This is a genomic window from Microcoleus sp. S28C3, assembly GCF_036700785.1.
GTDB classification, from domain to species: domain Bacteria; phylum Cyanobacteriota; class Cyanobacteriia; order Cyanobacteriales; family Microcoleaceae; genus Microcoleus; species Microcoleus asticus.
In genome coordinates this window covers 66,775-88,800 of sequence record NZ_JAUBPO010000004.1, presented here as the reverse complement: position 1 = coordinate 88,800, position 22,026 = coordinate 66,775, and the positions used below count along the sequence as shown (strand labels likewise).

Genomic DNA, 22,026 nt, shown 5'->3' with positions numbered 1-22,026 from the left:
TCTTGTTTAGCAGATTATTTAACCCGATCGCCACACAACTTGCGAATTGCTGTACCTGGTGGATTTTAACGGTCAAACTCTCAGCATAGACTTAAGTCTGCACTAACCTGTCCCATATTTCTCTCTTCATCTTTTACTGATGTCGAAACAGCCTCATCCAACAACATTTGCCACTTAAGGCGCGCGCCGCAGAAAAATTCTCCCCATCTCCCGCCCTCCCCTCTCCCCAACTCATTCAGGGGATAGCCTTGTGACTCATCAATAATTTCACGCACTCACCTACTCATCCCTTTCCTATATCTTTCTTCCGGCAGATGGAAGTCTCCCTAATTTTTCTTACTGTAAAACTACCAAATACTATCTATTCCCTATCTATCTTCAGGCAGAGGGAAGGCTTCGCGATTAGCGTTATTATAAATATAAGGTTAATGTAATTAGCCTTGTTAAAAATAAATTTTACCAACAATAGGGTCAAGACAAATGAATATTGAAGAAAACGCGACCCATACTGACACTGCCACTCAAGTAACGCTACCAAAATCCAGGGAAACATTGCTCGCAGAGGAAACAGAAAAATCCCTCGGCGATCACAAACAAAAAGATGCTCAAACTATGCACGCTGTGGAACAGTTGAAAGAAGAACTTCAGCAAAAAATAGATGAAGAATGTCCTCACAAGGTAGATTAAAACTCATAGGGATTTTTGTAGGGTGTGGGTAAGATGCGGTCTTGCCCACACTCGCTTTTTGAAGGTACAAAGCAGAATTCAATAAAAACATTATAATTTTAATTTTTTTGTTTAAAAAAATTGTCTTGGACGCACGGGTGACGATCGACGAGTTTTTTCACAGAAATACTTCATTACAGCCAGCAGAAACGGTAAAAACACCTGGTAAATATGAAAGTGGCAGTCTGTCCAAGACGGAAAAATAACTTTTTTATCTTCCCTCTTCATTTTTTCTTCATTCTTTCTTCCTAGAGGTAGAGTGCAATGCAGCTCCTAGTTACCTATGATGAGTTTATTAAGTAAAAAACGTCTGATTAGATACAGACAGGGAGAAACCAATGAGCGTTGAAGATAGAGCAAAGGCAACTGGCAAAAACATCGAAGGCGCTGCTCAAGAAGCCTTAGGCAATGTTACTGGAGACCCGAAGGATAAAGCAGAAGGCAAAGCCAAGCAAGCAGAAGCTCAAGCTGGTCACGCGGTCGAAGATGTAAAAGATGAGCTCAAGAAGAAACTAGACTAAGCCTAATACTAATTGAAAGGGTCGAGCAACCTGACCCTTTCAATTATTCACAATCTTTTCGGAATGGAGGAAAAAAGGTGAGTTTATTGCAGCAGAGTCGCAAAATAATTGCGGGCCTACTCTTGGTATTAATGCTGGCTGTTACTACTGCCTGCGCGCCCAGCGTTTCAGCCCAAAAACCGACTAATGTACCTGTAGCAATTGGTGGCAGCCAGGGTAACTACGCGCAGCTAGAACGCGGCAATACCGCTTCCGGTCAAGATTTTGGTCAATGGGTAACAAAGACGGCTAAGGGTCTGGTTCAGGATGCTTACGTGCGCGACAATAACAAATTGGGAGTGGTAATTACCTCCCAAGTCCGCCCTACTGAAGTGAAAGATTTGGCCAAATCTTTAGCACAAGGTTTTCACCGCAATTTCCCAAATCAGGATGTAAGTGTTTTGGTTTACGCTCCTGACAAAAAACTGATTTTGACGGCTAAGTACGACCAGCAATCAAATCAAATTGAATACAAGTCTTGACCTGGTTAGAAAGCTTAAATAAAAGCCGCGCGACGGTTTAATATTCCGCAGTTTTTTGAAGGCGAAAGAATCTCAAATAAAGACAAAAGTGTTGTCTAGAGAGGAAAAGATTTACCATGAGTAGCAGCGATAATTACAAGAGTCAAATCATGAAAGATTTGGCCCAGGGAGATCGAGAAACGATGCCGGAGACAACCGGTGAAGAGTACGAAAATTTTGACGATTTTGCTCAGAGAACTTCGCCCGATCAGCGCAAACAATTATTCGGGCGTTCTCTGAATCACGACTCCCTCCCGCCGGCTCAGTTGGAACCGGAATTGCAAAAGGCGATCGCCCAAATTAAGCCAAACGAACTCGACGACGTGGCGCGGGAATTCTTCAAGCATTTGGGCAAGAGAGGATTGGACGATCGCACCTTGGAAAAGCAGCTAGGACTTTCTACTCACCACGCCAGCCGCATGAATGCTGACGATGTTACCAAGCTTGCCTCGTTTACCTATCACAATCACCCGGATATTTTCCGAGAAGTGCTGGCAGAACAGCCGAGTTTGATGAAGTTTTTGGGAAATCCAATTGTGGCGGGTATTTTGGGAATAGTTGCTGCTAAATGGCTCAACAACCGCAAATAGTCTCGGATTCACACAAGCTTCAAAGCTGATACTACGTGCAGCAAATAAAAGGACGACCGCCCGGGCGATCGTCCTTTTATTTTTTATATCTAGTCCTGTAAAATAACCGCGATCGCATTTCTAGTGAGGGCTTGAGTCCTGATAAGATTCTGTTGACTGTTGACTGTTGATTGTTGACTGTTGACAAGCGAAAAATTTTACGAAAATTTTTACACCTAGTTTCCAGCTCCCAGATTCATCTGTGGAGTCGATTTTTAAATCTAAAATCTAAAATCTAAAATCTAAAATCGACTGGCGGTTGGAGGACTCAAGTCCTCATTACAAACCTGTTTGATTGCGGTGGTTCCCGGGGACATAATATTATAATAAATCCCGAAAATTTAAATCTTAATTATTTGGTTTTTAGCTGTTCGGGTGATTAACATCCATTGCCAATTACCGACTACGAATTACCGATTGCCAATGACTAATTATTGGTCACAGCTAAAAATAGGTGCACAGCAGTCAACAGCGGTACACCTGACACTCCGCAAAATTAAATGTAGGATTAAGTGTTGCCGTGAATGAGAAATAAAAGATGAACCTATCCACTATTTGGCGAAAACTCCGCAGCCAGCAAGCCTTCTGCTTTGCTGCACTCCTGGCAGCTTGCCTGGTATTTATCGGTTGTTCCCCCGCGCAGTCAGCGGCTGGAAATTCAGTCGATCCCAAGTTGAAAGAGCAAGTCTTGCAGATTATCCGCGAAAACCCGCAAGTAATTTTAGATTCGGTACAAGCGTACCAGCAACAGCAGCAGCAGTCTCTCAAAGCAGCGCAGGAATCATTTTTGCAGGAGATGAAAACTAATCCCAAATCTGCGATCGGGGATGCTCCCAGCACGGGATCAGCTTCGCAGCAGATTGTACTTTTAGAATTCTCAGACTTTCAATGTCCGTTTTGCGCGCGCGCTCACGATACTGTCAAGCAGTTTATGGCAAAACACCAGGACAAAGTTACTTTAGCTTACAAGCATTTTCCCTTGACTTCAATTCACCCTCAAGCGCTGCCAGCAGCTAAAGCAGCTTGGGCAGCCCAACAGCAGGGCAAATTCTGGGAATACTACAGCGCTTTGTTTGAAGGGCAGAAAGAGTTAGGCGAGCCATTTTACGCATCGATCGCCCAAAAGCTCAATCTAAAATTAGATAAATTCAACACCGATCGCAACAGCCCCGCTGCCGAAGCCGCCATTGCCAAAGACGTGCAACTCGCTCAACAACTAGGCATTCAAGGGACTCCCTTCTTTATTATGAACGGTCAAACTTTCTCCGGGGCGGTCGAGCTTTCTGAGATGGAAAGCATTCTCGCTAGTATCTCCAAATAAGTAAGCCCACCTGAATAAACACAACAGATCCCCGATTTCTTAAAGAAGTCGGGGATCGAATGCGCGATCGAGTCGATCGCTATATTTACTGACTAATTTTTACGCTTGGGAACAAATTTGCTCTAGGTGTTGTCTTAGTAAGACTCTAAGCTGCTTATGACTTAAGCATTATATCTTGCCTTTTACCAGCTTTCCCAAACCTAGCTAGTGGATTCAAATAATTATTAGTCAATACTAATTTGAATTCTTTTGGCAAGAGGATCGCCGCTTTTAAGCTCCATTTCCCTTGCATCTACGAGGAAAATTTATCATGCAAAAAATTACGCAAATAGTTGTCATTGACCCAACGGTTGAAGATTATCAAAGCCTTGCACCAAGCGCCGAACCAAGGAAAGAGATATTTATACTCGATCGGGCGGGGGATGGAGTCGAGCAAATTACAGAGTTATTAGCTAGCTACACGGATATTTCCGCCGTTCACATTGTTTCTCACGGCGGGCCTGGAAATTTGCAACTGGGGTCAATTCAGCTAAATTCTGACAACCTAGACGAATATGGCGATCGACTTCAGCAGTGGAAAAAAGCTTTAGCCCCTAACGCCGATATCCTCCTGTACGGTTGCAACGTGGCGGCAGAAATCGCCCCACCGATAGCGGGACGATCGTTTTTGCAACGCCTCAATCAACTCACAGGTGCAGACATCGCTGCTTCCAAAAACCTGACAGGAAGTGCTGCATTAGGCGGTGACTGGGATTTAGAAGTAACAATTGGTTCGATTGAGACACCTTTGGCATTCACCCAAGAGGCGATCGCAAATTACGATCGCGTTTTAGCTTTTTTTGGAGTCACCAGCACCAACGACTCCGGCTTAGGCTCGCTGCGAGATGCGATTACCCAAGCCAATGCTACTCCAGGCGTAGATACTATTGACCTGACTGGCATTACTGGCACAATTACCCTAGCTGCAACACTGCCAACTATTAATGAAAGCGTCAGTCTGAACGGCCCTGTTGCAGCTAACTTGACAGTTAGCGGCAACAGCTTAGTACAGATACTTAACACTAATACCGGCCCTGTTAGCATCTCTAACCTCACCTTTGCTAACGGCACTGGCGGCATTCTTAACGGCTTAGGTGTCACCCTGAACCTCACCAACGTTACCTTCTCAGGCAACACCGCTGGAGGAGGCGGTGCCCTGTTCAATAACGGCGGTACTGTAACAATCACGAGTTCCACTTTTACTGCCAATACAGTCAACGGTTTCGGCGGCGGCGCGATCAGGCAGGGTGGCGGTATTGTCACCATTGTTAACAGCACTTTCACCGAAAATACAGCGACGGCAACTAGCCAAGGGGGCGGTGCCATCTTGATCGATACCGGTTCGGTAAACATTACTGGCAGCACGTTTACTGGCAATAGTTCCCAAAACACCGACGGTGGCGGCGCGATTTACCACAGAGGCGGGAGCGAACTGTTAAGCATTGCTGACAGCACTTTCACTAACAATATTTCGGCGGCTGATGGCGGTGCTATCAGAAACGATGCCCAGCCATTAAGTGTCACCAGCAGCACGTTCAATGGCAACCAAGCCGCACAAAACGGCGGCGGCATTGTCAACAGCGGCGCGGCAACCATTACCAACAGTACGTTTTCTGCGAACACGGCAACTAACTTTGGCGCGATCAGAAATGGCGGTACGCTGGATCTGAGAAGTAGCACTCTTACTCTCAATAGTGCCACAAACCAAGGCGGGGGCATCTTCAATACCTTGACGGCAAACGTCCGGAACACCATCATTGCTGGGAATACGGCTCCGTTAAACCCCGATGTAGACGGCACATTTACAAGTGAGGGCAATAACTTAATTGGCAACGGTACTGGTGCTGGCTTCACAAACGGTGTTAATGGCGATCTAGTAGGCACTGCTGGCACTCCCATCAATCCGAATCTAGCACCACTGGCAAATAACGGCGGCCTTACGCAGACGCACGCACTGAATGCAGGTAGTCCCGCGATCGATGCGAGTAACAGTGCGATCGCACCTGCTACGGATCAGCGTGGCTTAACTCGGCCTTCTGGCATTGCTGTTGACATCGGCGCTTTTGAAGTACAGCAAACCGTCAGCATTGCAGCCCCAACCAATACACCTATTGAAGGTGGAAGCGCAGGTACTTTTCGCATTAGCCGCACTGGTAGCACATTAGGCAACCTGACAGTTAATCTCGCTATTGATAACAGCAGTACCGCTGTCCCCGCTGATTACAGCCTTGCGGGTGGCAGCGTAGCGGTTGCGGCTTCTAACGTGACGGTGACGATTCCCAACGGACAAGCTTTTGTTGATGTCACCCTCACTGCTGTTGACGATACCATTCCTGAACTGGCAGAACCGCTGCGCCTGAATTTGGCTGCTGGCAATAATTACACGATTGATGCTGTCAACACTAACGCTACCGTTACTATTCCTGCGAATGACTCGATTGCTTATGCGATCGCACTCACAAATCCAGCCACAGGTTCCTTAACAGAAGGCAACTCCGGCACTCAACCCGTCACTTTCACCGTCACTCGCAGCGGCGGCACGGGGGTAGCGAGTACAGTAAATTATGCGATCGCTGGTACCGCGATCAACGGCCCAGACTACAATAATATCAATGCTGCCGGGGCTACTACCGCCACAGGGACGATCGCCTTTGCCGCCAACGAAACAACTAAAACTATTGCTGTCGATGTCTTGGGCGAAACTGAAGTTGAACCTGACGAGACAATTACCGTCACCCTCAGCAACCCAAATCCGACCGCAGCGCCGGAAAGTTCGACTGTCATCACCAGCACCGCCACTGTTACGATCGCCAATGATGATATTCCTAGTATCTCGATCGATAATGTAGTTGTTACCGAGGGCAATACGGGTACTGCTAGCGCCATTTTTACCGCCACTCTCTCAGCAGCTTCTAGCTTGCCCGTCACCGTTAATTACGCCACCTCAGACGACGGTACTGCTAACACTGCTGATAGCGATTACACGGCGGCCACAGGCAGCGTCACCTTCAATGCCGGGGAAACGACAAAAACCATTACTGTTGCTGTCAACGGCGATTCTAAGTTTGAAACTGACGAAACATTTAACGTCAACCTCAGCACCGCTGTCAATGCGACTATTACTAAAGCGACGGGCATAGGTACGATCGCAAATGACGACTTGGAGTCACCAACTCCGACACCGACGCCAACTCCGACACCGACGCCGACTCCACCGACGCCGACGCCGACTCCGACTCCAACTCCAACTCCAACGGAAACTCCGACTCCGACTCCGACTCCAACTCCAACGGAAACTCCGACTCCGATTCCGACTCCAACTCCAACGGAAACTCCGACTCCGACTCCGACTCCAACTCCAACGGAAACTCCGACTCCGACTCCAACGGAAACTCCAACGGAAACTCCGACTCCGACTCCGACTCCAACTCCAACGGAAACTCCGACTCCGACTCCGACTCCAACTCCAACGGAAACTCCGACTCCGACTCCGACTCCGACTCCAACGGAAACTCCGACTCCGACTCCGACTCCAACGGAAACTCCGACTCCGACTCCAACGGAAACTCCGACTCCGACTCCGACTCCGACTCCAACTCCAACGGAAACTCCGACTCCGACTCCAACTCCGACTCCGACTCCAACGGAAACTCCGACTCCGACTCCGACTCCGACTCCAACGGAAACTCCCACACCAACGGAAACTCCGACTCCAACGGAAACTCCGACTCCAACGGAAACTCCGACTCCGACTCCGACTCCGACGCCAACTCCCACACCAACGCCAGAAACTCAAGACGAAGATTGCATTTGCAAGCAGATAACCTTTCCCAGCCAGACTGCTGTTCGCGGCCCCAACCAAACAAATAGCACCACCAACGGTACAGAAAGCGACGACTTTCTGGAGGGTTCGATTACCAATGACAATATCGACGGCTTAAATGGTAACGACTTGGAGGTTGGCTTCACTGGCAATGACAATATTTACGGCGGATCTTACCTCAGCATTGATCTAGGAAATATAACCATTCTTCCCTCTGCCAAAGATAGCGACGTGCTGTTTGGCAATGAGGGCGATGATTACCTCAACGGGGGTGCTAAAGATGATTTAATTTTTGGGGGGAAGAACGAAGATGTTGCTTACGGTGGCAAAGATAACGACATAATTTTTGGAGACAAACAGAGCGATACTTTAATTGGCGATGAGGGTAACGACACATTATACGGTGGTACTCTTAACCCTTTAGACATCGATTCTACAGGTCGCGATTTGCTATTTGGCCTCAGTGGCGATGATTACCTGAACGGGCAAGAAGCCGAAGATTCCCTTTCTGGCGGTAATGGAAACGATACAGTGCGTGGTGGCAAGGGTGATGATTTGGCCCTAGGAGACTTGGGCAACGACCTGCTGTTTGGGGATGAGGGCAGCGATACTCTCTGTGGTGGCGACGGAGAAGATACTATGTACGGGGATATTGGCAGCCCTCTGGCGATCGGCTCCGCTGGCGCTCAAGACCAGATATGCGGTGATTTGGGCAACGATTTGTTGTTTGGCAATGAAGGTCAGGATACCGTTAACGGTGATGCTGGAAACGATACTCTTTATGGCGGCAAGGATGAAGACAGTTTACTGGGTAGTGCTGGGGACGATTGGTTATTTGGAGATGAGGGGAATGATACTTTGATTGGAGGTACTGGGGACGATCGATTTATCTTAGGTATCGACAGCGGTCGCGAGACTATTTTAGACTTTCAAGATGGTCGCGATGCGATCGGCTTGACAGGCGGTTTAAGTTTCTCGCAACTGAGCATTACTGTAGAAAATAATTCTACTTTGCTCCGAGTTACCAGTTCCGGTCAACTGTTAGCAACTCTCAGCAATGTGTCAACAGGGCTGATTAATGTTGCAGATTTTGTAGCGGTCTAAATCGATACCCCTGGGGACACGGAAATGCCGTGTCCTTTTGCTCGATCGTATACAAAAAATCGGCTCTCCCGGATCTATGGTGATAACTCGATCTAAGAACTGGTAATAGGTAATGGGTAATGGGTTAGTCATTTGGAGCCAATTACCTATTACCTATTACCATTACCCTGTAACACAGGATACATTTTCCCAGCTCGCTATGAGCTCCAAAAAGGGGAATTTGACCCTCTTGCTCCCCTCTTTTTAAGGGGTACTGGGGGGTTCTAAGACGCAAGAAAACACGCTCTAGAGAACCCAAAAACCAGGTTTATGCGTCAATATTTCTCGAAAAAAGCGACGATTTTTCCCAAAAACCGATTTTTTTGCATAATTCCTGTTCTCTAAGCCATTATTTAATAGGACAGATCGATACCTACTGGAATCTGCTGTTTTTCTCGATCGATCGTTCCCGCTTCCCTTTCTAATCTTTATCCAAAGCAAACAAAACAAAATAAAATAAAATAAAATAAAATCAAGCGCTGAAACCCAAAAGAAATCGCTAGAGTGTAGGCAGTCGAGACGATGCGTGTTGCAGTTCCTTTTGATGTATCATTTATGGAGGACTACTTTTATGCCATCATTGAAATCTCCAACCGAGCGAACCAGTGGATTATACGTGCGTTCCCCAGAGGGAGAACAACTTATTTTTCCCCTGAAACATACAGAAGTCCGAGCAAAAATTGCCGGAAATTTATCGCGAGTTGAAGTCTCGCAGCAATTTGAAAATCCTTTCACCAAGCCATTAGAAGCCGTCTATATTTTCCCGCTACCTGCGGAAGCAGCGGTAGATGAGATGGAAATTAAAATTGGCGATCGCACCATTAAAGGCAGCATCAAAAAACGCGAAGAAGCCCAACAAATTTACGAAAAAGCCAAACAAGAAGGGCGGACTGCGGGTTTGCTGGAACAGGAGCGAGATAATATTTTCACCCAGTCCCTCGCCAACATCAAACCGGGTGAATCAATCGATGTCACGATTCGCTACACTGACAGTTTGAAATTTTTAGCTGGCGATTACGAATTCATTTTTCCGATGGTTGTCGGGCCGCGATATATTCCCGGTACGCCGCTGGATGAAACGGCTGCTAGCGGTAGCGCCCCAGCCCCAATGACAGTCAATTCCGATACCGATATTGTCCCCGATGCGTCGCGCCTTAATGCCCCGATTTTGCCACCGGGAATGCGATCGGGACACGATATCGGCGTGACGCTGGAAATTGAAGCTGGCGTACCGATTCGTAATGTCAATTCCCCATCCCACCAACTGCAAATTGAATATTTCGACTCTCCCCAAACTTCCTTAGCAAGTGACCAAAAAAATGGGTTGAGGGTGCGCATTCAGTTGGGAAATCAAGATACAATTCCCAACAAAGATTTGATTGTTCGCTATCAAATTGCGGGTCGAGAAAGTCAATCGACGGTATTAACTCATTCGGACGATCGCGGCGGGCATTTTGCAGTTTACTTGATTCCAGCGATCGAGTACAAAACCGATGAAATTGTGCCGAAAGATGTCGTTTTTTTAGTCGATACTTCCGGTTCGCAATCCGGTGCGCCTTTGCAGCAATGTCAGGCATTGTTGCGGCAATTTATTAACGGATTGAATCCAGCGGATACTTTCTCGATTTTGGATTTTTCCGACAAAGTGCGACAACTATCAAAACAACCGCTACCGAATACAGCAGAAAATCGACAACAGGCGATCGAATATATCAACAAACTGCGCGCTTCTGGCGCTACGGAAATGTTGGGCGGGATTCGGGCGGCGATCGATTTTCCCGCACCATCCGGGCGCTTGCGAACTGTGGTATTCCTCAGCGACGGTTACATCGGCAACGAAAACCAAGTTCTCGCCGAAGTGCAGCAGCATCTCAAATCGGGGAATCGCCTGTACAGTTTCGGTGCGGGGAGTTCCGTCAATCGCTTTTTGCTCGATCGCATTGCGGAAATCGGGCGGGGAATCTCCCGGATAATCCGGCATGACGAACCAGCTAAGGAATTTGTCGAAAAGTTTTTCCGGCAAATCAACAATCCGGTGTTGGTAAATCTGGAAATTACTTGGCAGGGAGAGGGCGAAAATCCGGTAATTTATCCGTCAGTTGCGCCGGATTTATTTGCCGAACAACCGCTGGTTCTGTTTGGGAAAAAGGGCGATCGCGAAGCTGGAATATTGCAGATTAAAGGGGTTAGCGCAGGCGGACACCAGTACGTCCAAACCTACCAACTCGACTTTACCGATCCTGGAAATCCGGCAGTTGCCCAGCTTTGGGGGCGGCAGCGCATCAAAGATTTGATGAATCAGATGGTGCAGTACGAAACCAAGGTGGGGGTGGAAACAGTGACAGAAACGGCGCTAACGTATCAGCTTCTGTCGCAGTACACGGCTTTTGTGGCTGTCAGCGATGATGTGCGCGTCGAACCGGGTACGCAATCCATCTCGATGAACGTTCCTGTAGAAATGCCGGAAGCGGTGGAATATCTGGGCGTATTGGGCGGCACAGGCTATGTAGAAGATAATGGCTGCACAGACTGGATGGAACAAAAACAAGAACGCGGCATCACATTTAATCGCTCACAGAAGCGGGTGTATCCATTGCCCGCACTAGCCAGCGCCCCCAGCGCAAAGTCAAAGCGGCACAGGCGGAGTACATCACCTGTAGAAGTCGTTAGCGCTACGGGGTTGGATGAAGTGGCGATCGATAGTTTAAACGAACACTTGGCAACTCTGACTGTGCCGCCCGGTACAAATGGCGAATTGGTGTTAGAAATTGTCTTCACTAAAGTGCGCGCCAGCCGCATAGTTGTGGATGCTGATGCTTCGACTTTGGCGGATGTGGAGTTGCTGAAAACTATCAAAAAATGCCTCTTTAGCTGGCGCATTCCTCACTTTATTGGGGATACAGTGCGCCTGACGCTGCGGGTGCGATCGTAAAACAGCTTGAGTTAACAATCCGGGCAATACTTTTGCTCGATCGCCCACAAAAAAATGGAAGAATTTGCTCTTCCATTTTTTAATAATGACTATTCGTCCTGACTGCAAACCACTTTTTTTTATTAGACTTCTCCCATAATTATCGTGGAACAGGCCCTCGTTGCCTGTTCAAAATCTGCTTTGAGAGGAGAAGTCTATTGGTAACTTGACGGACACGATCGCATTTTCAACTAAACAGCAGCCAACTCGGGGGTCGGGCGCTTGCTGTTGCGGATACCCTCGATCGCCCCTGCGTAATCATTCGCCTTAAACACAGCAGAACCAGCGACGATGGCATTTGCGCCCGCTTCCAGAACCTGCCAAGTATTGTTCCCCTTCAAACCGCCATCCACCTCAATCCAAGGATCGAGGCCCTTGTCGTCGCACATTTTGCGCAACTGGCGAATTTTTGGCAGAACAGCCGGGATAAAACTTTGACCGCCAAAGCCGGGATTGACGCTCATAATCAGCACTAAATCGCAAAGTTCCAGCACGTACTCGATCAACTCCAAAGGCGTCGAAGGATTCAGAACCACACCAGCCATTTTGCCCAATTCCCGAATTTGGCCGAGGGTGCGGTGCAAGTGAGGCGAAGCATTATGCTCGGCGTGAACCGAAATAATGTCAGCACCAGCCTTAGCGAAGTCCTCGACGTACTTCTCCGGCTCCACAATCATCAAGTGGACATCGATCACCTTGGTAGTAACAGGGCGAATTGCCTCAACAATCAGCGGCCCGATAGTAATATTAGGAACAAAGCGACCGTCCATCACATCTACGTGAATCCAGTCAGCCCCAGCTCGATCGACAGCCTGAATCTCTTCTCCGAGACGGCTAAAATCGGCTGATAATATGGATGGAGCAATAACGATTGATTTTTGGGATTGGGTCATGGCTAAGTCTGTTCTCCTGTCTGCTGTGCTGTATCCAGTTTATCAAAATACGAGTCTCCGGGTCGAAAAGTTGCCAACGATCGGTCGCGGGTTCGGGAGTGCCGAAAAATTTTGCCTTTGACAGACAAGTTTGGCGATCGCACCAGCCCTGCTCTGGGAATTTTGGTTTAGGATATTAATTTTCCCTCTAACAAATAACTTTCGTGCAAAATCTGACCTTCTGCAAATATTGAGTAGCGAATGATGAAAAATACAGATCCCTTAGAAAATCCTGAACTCGATCGTGCAAGTCTGTTTGTATTAATGATCCCAGTCATCGGCTTTTTCCCCGCCCTGTGGACTCTTTACCGCCGTCAGGGCAGCCCCGAACGCAAAGCCATCAGCCGCTTGGCAATTGCCCTTGCTTTTAGTTGGCTATTAGGACATATTCTTTTAGAAGCTGGAGCGATTTCTGCGGAATCTCCGACACTTCCCATGTTATTAATGAGTAGCCTGCTGACAACCAGCTATTTCATCGTTGCTTTGGGACTGATGGTTCGCCTCTGGAAGCGTCAACCGCTATGGTTGCCCGGAATTAGCCGCGTAGCGGAGCAAGTGGTGGGCAAACATTTATCATAATTTAGGGTTCTTTTAAGCCCCTACCGTATTGATTGATTGCGTCTTCAGCTTGATACTACATATTGCCATTATCTTTTTTATTTTTGTTGTGTGTGAGGAAGCCAGTGCCAGCTCAAAAAATTCCTAATCAAGACCCTATCCAACAATCAACTGCTCAACCTGCAACCAAAAAATCTTCCCAGCAGCCCCATCGAGGCCGTTGGCTGGGTTTTGGTTTTGGTTTGGCGGGAGTAGCCATGCTCTCAGCCACAGCCGGAGCATTGCTAGCCGTCTCCCTTTCTACAACGCCGCTTCAGCAACAAAAGTTGAGCCCTGAAGAAGCGGCGGTGTTTTCTCAAGGCGACATGGCAAAGCTCAACATGAAGATGCCGGAGCTGACTCGCCCAGTTAATATTTTAGTTTTAGGACTTAAAGTTCTGAGTTCAGACATCGACGGCCATGCCGATAGGGAGCAGGGATACGAGGTCTGGCAAAACTCTTTCAAGGGCTTAACCGATACCATGCTGTTGGTTAGGTTTGACCCTCAAAATAAAAAGTTAAGCGTGCTTTCCATTCCGCGAGACACTCGCACCTATGTTGAAGGTAGAGGGGAGGTGAAAATAAACGAAGCTAATTACTACGGGGGCCCAGCTTCGTCAGCGAAGGCAGTCAGCGGACTCTTGGGCGGCGTGGGAATTGACCGTTATGTCACGGTCAATATTCAAGGCATCAAAAGTTTGGTAGATGCACTTGGCGGCATTACTATTAATGTCCCTAAGGACATGAAGTATACGGATGAAAGCCAGCATTTATATATAAATTTAAAGGCTGGCAAGCAGAAACTCAACGGCGAACAAATCGTGCAATATTTGCTTTACCGGCACGACGATTTGGGCGATATCGGGCGGGTGCAGCGCCAGCAATTGTTGATGCGGGCTTTTGTAGAACAGGAAGTAAATGTAGGTTTGCTGTCTCGGCTACCGAAGATTTTGTCGGTGATTCAGTCTCACCTTGACACGAATTTGAGTATAGAAGAATTGGTGGCTTTGGCTGGTTTTGCTACTCAAACCGATCGCGCTGGCGTGCAGATGTTAATGGTTCCCGGCAAATTTAGCGATGCTAAGGACTACAAGGCGAGTTTTTGGTTGCCCGATCAAAGTGGCATCGAAACTCTGGTGTCAGAACATTTTGACTTCGGTCAGAATAGTTGGACAATTGAGAATGCTGATGCAACTTTTCTGAAGGTGGCGATTCAAGATAGTACCGGAGATGAATCGGCTGTTGAAGATTTTGTCAATACTCTGACTCAAGCAGGTTATCGGAATGTTCAGGTTTATAAAGCTTGGCCCGAACCGTTGGAGGTAACTACTGTAGTAGCTCAACAGGGCGATATTAAAGGTGCTCAAGCGATTCGCCAGTTTTTGGGTTTTGGAGACGTGCTGGTTGAGAGTACCGGTTCTTTGCAGTCGGACGTGACAATCAGATTGGGTCAGGATTGGTTGCAGAAAAAGGCTCAGTCCGGCGGTGCGGCTAAGTCTTTTTAAACTGGATTTTAACCGCGGTATTTGTAGGGACACAGCAATGCTGTGTCCTCTTCTTTTCTGTTGGTAGAGATGGGGGCGATCGCTTTTTTGGCGATTTACTAACTAATAAAGCCCTGGATGCACTAATCCTCAGAAACCCCCTTGATTCGTAGATTCCTAATTACCAAACCAAGATTTTTTTGTATAAACCGGGTTTGTAAGCTAGGACTTGCGCACTCGGATTGCTGGAAGGTTTTTTACCGAGATTAAAAGCTATAACACAGTCTTTTTCTGAAAAAATCCGGTTTCTGCGCAATTCCTATGATATTATCTTTTTTGTAATGATGAATCACGATCGCAATACCGACACTTCCCTCTGCCATCACAAGTGAAACAATAATCAACGAGGGAAAGCTTAAAATATTTTATAAAGGTAGGGTTGATGAACAAGGGTGCTAAAATAGACCGACAGCGGGAACATCAGGCCAATGAACGCACCTTTCTTGCATGGTTACGAACTTCACTCGCTTTAATTGGTTTTGGGTTTGCGATCAGTCGGTTCAGTTTATTTCTGCGTCAATTTCAAGCTACAGTGACTCAGCAAGAAGTTGCCTCCCCTCCCTTCTTCAACTCGGAAAATTTAGGGCTGAGTCTGGTCGTTTTTGGGATTGCGGTCATTGCCTTGGCAGCATGGCGTTATAATCGAGTTTTCTGGCAAATTGAGCGAGGTGATTATCGCCCAAATCGTGTGCTAGTTTGGATTATGACTGGAACTGTGATGATTTTAGGAACGTTAACCATTCCGTTGTTGCTCTGGCGAGATCGCGGCAATATACCTCCCACTTCAACTCCTAAAAATTCTCAATTCTAAGTTAACCCGATCGCTTATAATTGAGTGAAAATAACGGCAACCATATCATTAAGCTTTTGTGCATCTAGATTGTCTGTGGTGTTAGAGGAGCTGATGGGGAGAGGATTTGACGATTTGGGATCTGGCAATCAAAATATACAATTTAAATTCAGTACAAGTTACAAGCGGAAGCAAGTGAAATGAAGCGATCGCACCCACAACCAACCTAAAAAACTCCCTACAAAATAAGAGATAAAATCTGACAAACTAAAGTGATTTCCCAAAATCAGCCTTCCGGGTAAAGTAGCTCGCATTGCTTGTAAAAACGGAGGTGTCCACAGTTGGAGAAACTCTACTCCGCAGGTAGCTAGACACACAGCTAAAGCCGCCATAATTGGGGAAAATCGCGGCCAGATCAGAACTACCAGCAAAATCCAAAATACCTCATAAGCTATGCTCCCAAAAGAGTCGTTGAACCATTCCGGTGCAAGGCCGCGAGAAAACCTCACCGCATAACCTAAAGGGATAATCACGATTATACTGATGAGCAGGGCAATTCTATATTTTAAAAAACGGCGATCGGGAGAAATTGGGGAATTCATTAACTTTGAGACAGGTTTTTTCGTTCACTTTAACGCTTTTGCTGTAGTATGGCTTCAACTCCCACAACAGTGACATGAGATGAATGATTACATCGATCTTTACTGCGAACGTACCATGCCTGGTTTATGGAGTGAACCACTAAATGCTGTATCTAATATTTCTTTTCTCATTGCAGCATGGGCTATTTTTCAATTGGCTCGGCGACAGCAAAAAGTACCCACGGGTATTTGGATGTTGATTACTTTAGCCACCAGTATTGGTATTGGAAGTGCGCTATTTCATACATTTGCGACACAATGGGGGAGATTACTAGATGTGATTCCTATTATGCTCTTTCAGGTTGTGTTTTTATGGCTCTATAGCCGTCAAGTAGTTAGGATGAAATATGGATATGTAGGAGGATTGCTCTTAGGATTTTTCTTGGCCAGCAACTTCAGCAATAAATTTACAAAGGTTCTCTTTCTTATGCTCCTGCATTTTTAGTCTTACTAGGGCTTGGAGTATATCACTATCAACAGCAAAAGCGTGAGCCATTTGTTCTATTAGCAGCATCGGGGGTATTCCTGTTAGCCCTTTCATTCCGCACTCTCGATCGAGCAATTTGTCCTTATTTTTCAACGGGTACTCATTTTGTTTGGCATCTTTGTAATGGTATTTTGCTGTACTTATCAGCAAGAGGATTAATCCTAAACAGACCTATGATTGACTAGGGATCTATTAACTTTAAAATCCGAATTAGCCAAAGTCTTAGCCAAGCTGCTTAATTGCTATAAGGTTAATCGCGATCGCCCACAGGTAAACTCAGTATAAACCCTGTTTGACCAAGTATGGCAGCATCTAGTTGAATATCGCCGCCGTGCGCCCGTGCGATTTCCCTTGCTAAGCTTAGCCCCAATCCCGATCCTTCGATTTTTTGGATCTGTGTGGAGTCGCCGCGATGGAAGCGCTCGAAAATGCGATCGCGCTCCCTCAAAGAAATATCTTGAGAGCTATTGACAATTTTCACAATTACTCTTTTTCCCTGACAGTTAGCCTGTAACCTGAGCCAACCCTTCGGTAAATTATATTTAATCGCATTACCAACTAGATTTTGCAAAACCTGCACCAGCAAATCGCGATCGCCCTTGATATATAAATTAGGAGCAATTGCCATTTGCACATCTAAATGCGGTGCTAGCAGTTCCATATCTTCGGCAATTTCCGATAGCAAAGCCGACATATTCACCTCAACCAAATGTAAACCCATACGTCCAGCATCGGCTAGAGAAAGTAAGAGAAGTTTACGGGTAATTTCACTCAAACGGCGCACTTCATCCAATAAATTACTCAGAGTTTGCTGCACCTCAGAACCCGATTCAACTTGATGCAAAGCCCGTTCTAGTTGGCCTTGCAAAATTGCCAGCGGTGTCTTCAGTTCATGAGCAGCATCTCCACTAAAACGAGAAGCTTGTTTAAAACTTCGCTCCAGACGTTCTAACATCTGATTGAACACAAAAATTAATTCTACAAACTCTATATCCGTTGAACCGACAGGGACGCGCCGATCGAGCCCTTGTACGGTAACATTGCTAATAGCCATCGTGAGTCGCCCAATGGGATATAGAATACTCCGAGATATCAACCACGCTCCACCCGCTACGAATAACAGCACTACGGGAATAGAAAATAGAAAGATATTGCGAATTGATGCCATTTCCCGATCGATCGCTTGTAAGTTAACAGCGATCGCTATTTGAGTCTGAGGAGAATGAATCGCGCCCACACGCCAAACTGCCCTGCTAGTACGCTGGGTTGCTAGTTTAGCTTTGAAAACTCGAGGAAAATTCGGTCGATCGAATTGAGGAGGTCGATCGCGCGGGGGTCTTCTTTCTCTCGGTGACAATGAATCCGGTCGATCGGGAGGTGGCGGATAGGGTGGAGGTGGTGGATAGGGTGGAGGGGGAGGTTCTAATTGAAAAGGTATTCTAGCAGGATCGGGAGGCGGTTGGGGCAGCGATCGCCATAATGAATTAGCATCAAGTTCATCTTGCCACTGGCTCGATCGGTAGAGCAAATTACCATCTCTATCAGTCACCAGCAAAGCCGCGGTTGTTTCCCCATCATTCATGCCCAAAACTGAGGGCAAAGAATCACTATAAACATCCCATTGCGTCGATTGCGGGCGGGTAGATTGGATTAACTGATTCTTGATTTCAGCATCAAGACGCTTGACCTTAGCATCGTAAATCAACCACCACGAAACAATACTAAAGCCAATCAGAGCAACACTTGCCAGAACAGCAGATAATAAAGTAATCCGAAAGCGAAAAGATTGCAGTTTCACGATGGGGAATCTGGTTTGCGAAACCGATAGCCAACGCCCCGCACGCTCTCAACCCATCCTGTACCGCCTATCGGTTCAATTTTCTTGCGAATGCGTTGAATACATACATCTACTACATTTGTATTCGGATTAAAATCATAACCCCAGATATGTTCGAGGATTTGCGTGCGGGTGAGTACCCGGCCAGGCGATCGCATCAGATATTCCAACAAATTAAACTCGCGAGTTGTAAGTTCTACCGCATGGCGATCGCAGGTAACTTCTCGCAAAATGCGATCGAGCTTAACTGGGCCAACACTTAGAATATTTTGGCGATCGCCCGAAGCCCGACGCACTACAGCATAAATCCTAGCAACTAACTCCTCAACAAAAAACGGTTTAGCTAAATAGTCATCAGCACCGAGATGTAACCCTTCAATGCGATCGTCTAGTTCATTGCGAGCAGTTAATAAAATCACGGGTACGTTGCGTCCAGCCTTTCGCAGATGTTTGAGAATAGATAATCCATCTTTTCCCGGCAAAACAATATCCAGGACGATCGCATCGTACTCATTATCCATCGCCCGATCGTAGCCATCATTACCATTATCGCAATAATCCACAACAAAACCTTGTTCTTTCAAGCCGATACAAACAAAATTGGCAATTTTTTCTTCATCTTCAACGTATAGAACATTCATAGATTTACATATTCGGTTGCGATTATACCGCCATCAGGGATTTACTTAAATTACAAAACTGTAATCCATCCGCAGTGTTGCAGGTAATGTTTGGGGGTTTTGATGTAGCTATAAACATTTTTAGGTCGGCGATCGTAACTCTCATGAAAATTGCTTCAATGCTCGCATTACCTGCTACAGCCTTGCTGCTGGGATTTAGCAGCTTGACTTTCCCCGATCGGACTACAGCTAATTCTAATACTGTACTAGCCCAGAGCCAGCCCGAACCCAGTCAAGAGCGCAGACATCCGCCCCGTATAGATTTTCCTGCTGCTGCCAAACAATTAGGAGTCACCGAAGCCGAGTTAATCGAAGCTTTGGGCCTACCCGCCAAACCGCCGGAACCGCCAAGCGAAAATAATCGCCCGCCCAGCCCACCGCCCCGTCCTCGTTTAGATATTCCCGGTGCAGCGAAAAAGTTGGGAGTCACCGAAGCAGAGTTGATTAAAATTCTGGGCATTCCACCGCGTCCACCGGGCGATCGTAATTTACCTCAAAATTCGGAAAAACCCTAATTTCTCCAGATTACAAAACTGTAATCCTAGGACAGGGGTAAATGTCATATTCAACCAACTTAATGATTGTAGAGACTAACTCAAAGGCCGATCGAGAATTCACTCCTTTAGCCTGAAAGCTTCTTCAAACTTAGAAAACTAATCCAGGTAATTACATCATGCCACAACTATTTCCTAATTCAATCAATGCACCGGGCAACCAACCTCCTCAAAATCAAGGCGCACCGGGCAACCAACCTCCTCAAAATCAAGGCGCACCGGGCAACCAACCTCCTCAAAATCAAGGCGCACAAATTACTAATTCTGCTCTACCTCCCCAAAATCCAACTCCACCCCCTCCGCCAGCTAACAGTATTAGCACCACAGCAGGAAACGACAATATTACCGGAGATAGTTTAGATAACTTCATTCTAGGTAGTAGCGGCACTGATAGCGTAATTGGAGGATTAGGCACGGATACAATGAGCTATCTTTCCCTTACCAGCAGCATTAGCCTTGAGGCGAAAGGCATAGTAGATAAAGGCGCAGCAGGTACAGATACCCTGCAAAATATAGAACAAATAATTGCTCCTTTAGGACAGAGTAATACCATCGATGCTTCTACAGGTAGCGGCACAGCTTCTATTAATGTGGATTTGTCGCAAAATCGTTTGGCGGTTAACAATCTACCCGGTATCGGCACTCTGAATTTTACGGTAGAGAATTTCGTTAACGTCACAGGTACTCCAAATGTGGATGTCCTTACCGGAAACATCCAAAACAATTCTTTAGTAGGAGGAGATGGTAACGATACACTCTCAGGTTTGCGCGGCAATGATACCCTGATTGGAGTCAACCCATCAAGTGCTGCACCGGGAAGCAATGAAACGGATGTGCTGATTGGTGGTCGGGGTAGAGATGTTTTTGTTCTCGGTGATGCGGCAATTAGCTACTATCAGGGAACAGGAGTTGCACTGATTCAGGATTTCCAACAGGGACTCGATCGCATTCAGTTAAGTGGGAATCTTTCCAACTACAATATAGTTGGTAACTCCATCAATTTGGCTGGTACATCTGACCAAATTGCTGTCATTCAAGGCGGCTTTACTCTTGATAGTTTCATATTCGTGTAATATCAATTCCGGCTGCACTCCTTATCATACCGAGGAAACGGCACTGCCGTTTCCCTACAATGTTATTTTTGGTAGGGAAACGGCACTGCCGTTTCCTAATTTTTTCTTCCTACTTCTTCCTTCGTGTCCTTTGCGTCTTCGCGGTTCAATAATCTAATTCTTCCAGCACCAAAAGAGCAAAAGCGCTAATTTTCTGCAAACGCCGATCGCTCTTTAATCCAATCGAGTAAAATAGGATTGACCAATTCCGGCGCTTCATCCTGGGGACAATGACCTACGCCTTCCAGCGCAATAAACTTTTCAACAGCCGGAAACTTTGCCAATTCTCGCCCCAATGCGATCGGCTCCCAAGGGTCGTCCGTACCCCACAAAATCAAAGCCGGACAGCTTAAACTGGGCAACAAATCCTCCGGTAGCGGCCCTTGAGAATAACTGATAAATGCTACAAATACTTCCACTGCGCCGCTGTCTTTAGCAGGCTCCAGCAGAATATTTACCAGTTCGTCGCTGACAGCTTCAGGACGGCGATAAGCTTGCAAAAGCACTTTTTTTACTGTTTTTGGCGTTGCTAATTGTTTAAAAAATAATTGACTAATCCACTTGACATTTAAAATTTTTTGTGCAATTGGCGCTCCAAAACTGCGATACCAAGGCAATTCGGCGCGTTTGCGATCGTGCAGCAACCGCAGGGAACAATTGATTAAAATTACGCCAGAAGCAATATCGGGAAAATCCACTACGGCTTGCATTATTGCCACACAGCCGATCGAATTTCCTACCAAAAAAGCCGGCCCGCCCGCAACTTCCCGACAAAAATCAGCAATTAGCTGTCCCCAAGTTTCAAAAGTATAGTCAATTTCAAGCTTGGGCGCGGGTTTAGCAGAACCACCAAAACCGATGAGGTCGATCGCATAACAGCGACAATCAGCAGCCAGCGCCGGCAAATTCTTGCGCCAGTGGCCCCAAGACGCGCCGAAACCGTGGACGAACACCACCGCAGGCCCCTGCGAACCCGCAGCCTGGTAGCAAATCGGAAAGCCTTTCCACAGCCAAGTTTGAGGTGCAACAGCAGTTGACGAAGTGGGAGTAGAAGATGTCATGGGATTTTAGATTTTAGATTTTAGATTTTAGATTTTAGATGAATGCAAGGCTGCAAAG

The 22,026-nt window shown here is 46.7% G+C and carries 20 protein-coding genes; 14 read left to right on the top strand and 6 right to left on the bottom strand.

All coding sequences use genetic code 11. From position 1 onward, the window contains the following. Positions 1 to 80: 80 nt before the first annotated feature. The gene (locus QUA13_RS02490) at positions 81 to 275 is read right to left on the bottom strand and encodes a hypothetical protein (protein WP_333196369.1); all 195 of its coding nucleotides are present in this window, start codon (positions 273 to 275) and stop codon (positions 81 to 83) included. Positions 276 to 480: 205 nt separating this feature from the next. Here QUA13_RS02490 and QUA13_RS02485 point away from each other — a divergent pair, with 205 nt between their 5' ends. The 8 genes from QUA13_RS02485 (at position 481) to QUA13_RS02450 (ending at position 11,694) form a co-directional block, all read left to right on the top strand. Then, the gene (locus QUA13_RS02485; RefSeq protein WP_333196367.1) at positions 481 to 687 is read left to right on the top strand and encodes a hypothetical protein; all 207 of its coding nucleotides are present in this window, start codon (positions 481 to 483) and stop codon (positions 685 to 687) included. Between the two features lie 107 nt (positions 688 to 794). Next, complete coding sequence (locus QUA13_RS02480) at positions 795 to 932, top strand: hypothetical protein (RefSeq protein ID WP_333196366.1); 138 nt, start codon at positions 795 to 797, stop codon at positions 930 to 932. A gap of 132 nt (positions 933 to 1,064) precedes the next feature. Beyond that, positions 1,065 to 1,247, top strand: a complete 183-nt coding sequence (locus tag QUA13_RS02475; protein ID WP_333196364.1) for a CsbD family protein — start codon at positions 1,065 to 1,067, stop codon at positions 1,245 to 1,247. A gap of 77 nt (positions 1,248 to 1,324) precedes the next feature. Next, entirely contained in the window at positions 1,325 to 1,768 is a 444-nt protein-coding gene (locus QUA13_RS02470; RefSeq protein WP_333196362.1) for a hypothetical protein, read from the top strand. Between the two features lie 116 nt (positions 1,769 to 1,884). Beyond that, positions 1,885 to 2,397: a hypothetical protein gene (locus tag QUA13_RS02465; protein WP_333196361.1), complete on the top strand. Its 513-nt coding sequence runs from the start codon at positions 1,885 to 1,887 to the stop codon at positions 2,395 to 2,397. A gap of 577 nt (positions 2,398 to 2,974) precedes the next feature. After that, on the top strand, positions 2,975 to 3,757 hold the full coding sequence (locus tag QUA13_RS02460) for a DsbA family protein (protein ID WP_333196359.1): 783 nt from the start codon (positions 2,975 to 2,977) through the stop codon (positions 3,755 to 3,757). 310 nt (positions 3,758 to 4,067) lie between these two features. Beyond that, positions 4,068 to 8,723 (top strand): DUF4347 domain-containing protein, encoded by a 4,656-nt coding sequence (locus QUA13_RS02455; protein WP_333196358.1) that lies wholly within the window; start codon positions 4,068 to 4,070, stop codon positions 8,721 to 8,723. 610 nt (positions 8,724 to 9,333) lie between these two features. Then, positions 9,334 to 11,694, top strand: coding sequence for a VIT domain-containing protein (locus QUA13_RS02450; protein ID WP_333196356.1), 2,361 nt, complete (start codon positions 9,334 to 9,336; stop codon positions 11,692 to 11,694). Positions 11,695 to 11,924: 230 nt separating this feature from the next. Here QUA13_RS02450 and rpe read toward each other — a convergent pair whose 3' ends face one another. After that, positions 11,925 to 12,626, bottom strand: coding sequence for a ribulose-phosphate 3-epimerase (gene rpe / locus QUA13_RS02445; RefSeq protein ID WP_172192955.1), 702 nt, complete (start codon positions 12,624 to 12,626; stop codon positions 11,925 to 11,927). Between the two features lie 243 nt (positions 12,627 to 12,869). On the opposite strand from rpe, the gene QUA13_RS02440 reads away from it, so the two are divergent. The 3 genes from QUA13_RS02440 (at position 12,870) to QUA13_RS02430 (ending at position 15,617) form a co-directional block, all read left to right on the top strand. Continuing rightward, positions 12,870 to 13,244 (top strand): hypothetical protein, encoded by a 375-nt coding sequence (locus QUA13_RS02440; protein ID WP_172192965.1) that lies wholly within the window; start codon positions 12,870 to 12,872, stop codon positions 13,242 to 13,244. A gap of 104 nt (positions 13,245 to 13,348) precedes the next feature. Continuing rightward, positions 13,349 to 14,767, top strand: a complete 1,419-nt coding sequence (locus tag QUA13_RS02435) for an LCP family protein (RefSeq protein ID WP_333196355.1) — start codon at positions 13,349 to 13,351, stop codon at positions 14,765 to 14,767. Positions 14,768 to 15,188: 421 nt separating this feature from the next. Further along, a complete protein-coding gene (locus tag QUA13_RS02430; RefSeq protein WP_333196354.1) occupies positions 15,189 to 15,617 on the top strand; it encodes a DUF202 domain-containing protein in 429 nt (142 codons plus the stop codon). A gap of 158 nt (positions 15,618 to 15,775) precedes the next feature. Here the strand turns inward: QUA13_RS02430 and QUA13_RS02425 are convergent, their stop codons facing one another. Continuing rightward, on the bottom strand, positions 15,776 to 16,198 hold the full coding sequence (locus QUA13_RS02425; RefSeq protein WP_333196351.1) for a DUF2809 domain-containing protein: 423 nt from the start codon (positions 16,196 to 16,198) through the stop codon (positions 15,776 to 15,778). A gap of 79 nt (positions 16,199 to 16,277) precedes the next feature. On the opposite strand from QUA13_RS02425, the gene QUA13_RS02420 reads away from it, so the two are divergent. Beyond that, positions 16,278 to 16,682, top strand: a complete 405-nt coding sequence (locus QUA13_RS02420) for a ceramidase domain-containing protein (protein ID WP_333196350.1) — start codon at positions 16,278 to 16,280, stop codon at positions 16,680 to 16,682. A gap of 292 nt (positions 16,683 to 16,974) precedes the next feature. On the opposite strand, the gene QUA13_RS02415 is transcribed toward QUA13_RS02420, so the two are convergent. Continuing rightward, entirely contained in the window at positions 16,975 to 18,522 is a 1,548-nt protein-coding gene (locus QUA13_RS02415; RefSeq protein WP_333196348.1) for an ATP-binding protein, read from the bottom strand. Then, entirely contained in the window at positions 18,519 to 19,202 is a 684-nt protein-coding gene (locus tag QUA13_RS02410; RefSeq protein WP_333190924.1) for a response regulator transcription factor, read from the bottom strand. Before QUA13_RS02410 ends, QUA13_RS02415 begins: the two co-directional genes overlap by 4 nt. 143 nt (positions 19,203 to 19,345) lie before the next feature. Between QUA13_RS02410 and QUA13_RS02405 the strand changes: the two genes are divergently transcribed. Next, on the top strand, positions 19,346 to 19,756 hold the full coding sequence (locus QUA13_RS02405; protein ID WP_333190923.1) for a hypothetical protein: 411 nt from the start codon (positions 19,346 to 19,348) through the stop codon (positions 19,754 to 19,756). 158 nt (positions 19,757 to 19,914) lie between these two features. After that, entirely contained in the window at positions 19,915 to 20,868 is a 954-nt protein-coding gene (locus QUA13_RS02400) for a M10 family metallopeptidase C-terminal domain-containing protein (RefSeq protein WP_333196346.1), read from the top strand. A gap of 185 nt (positions 20,869 to 21,053) precedes the next feature. Here QUA13_RS02400 and QUA13_RS02395 read toward each other — a convergent pair whose 3' ends face one another. Further along, positions 21,054 to 21,968: an alpha/beta fold hydrolase gene (locus QUA13_RS02395; RefSeq protein ID WP_333196344.1), complete on the bottom strand. Its 915-nt coding sequence runs from the start codon at positions 21,966 to 21,968 to the stop codon at positions 21,054 to 21,056. Between the last annotated feature and the right edge of the window lie 58 nt (positions 21,969 to 22,026).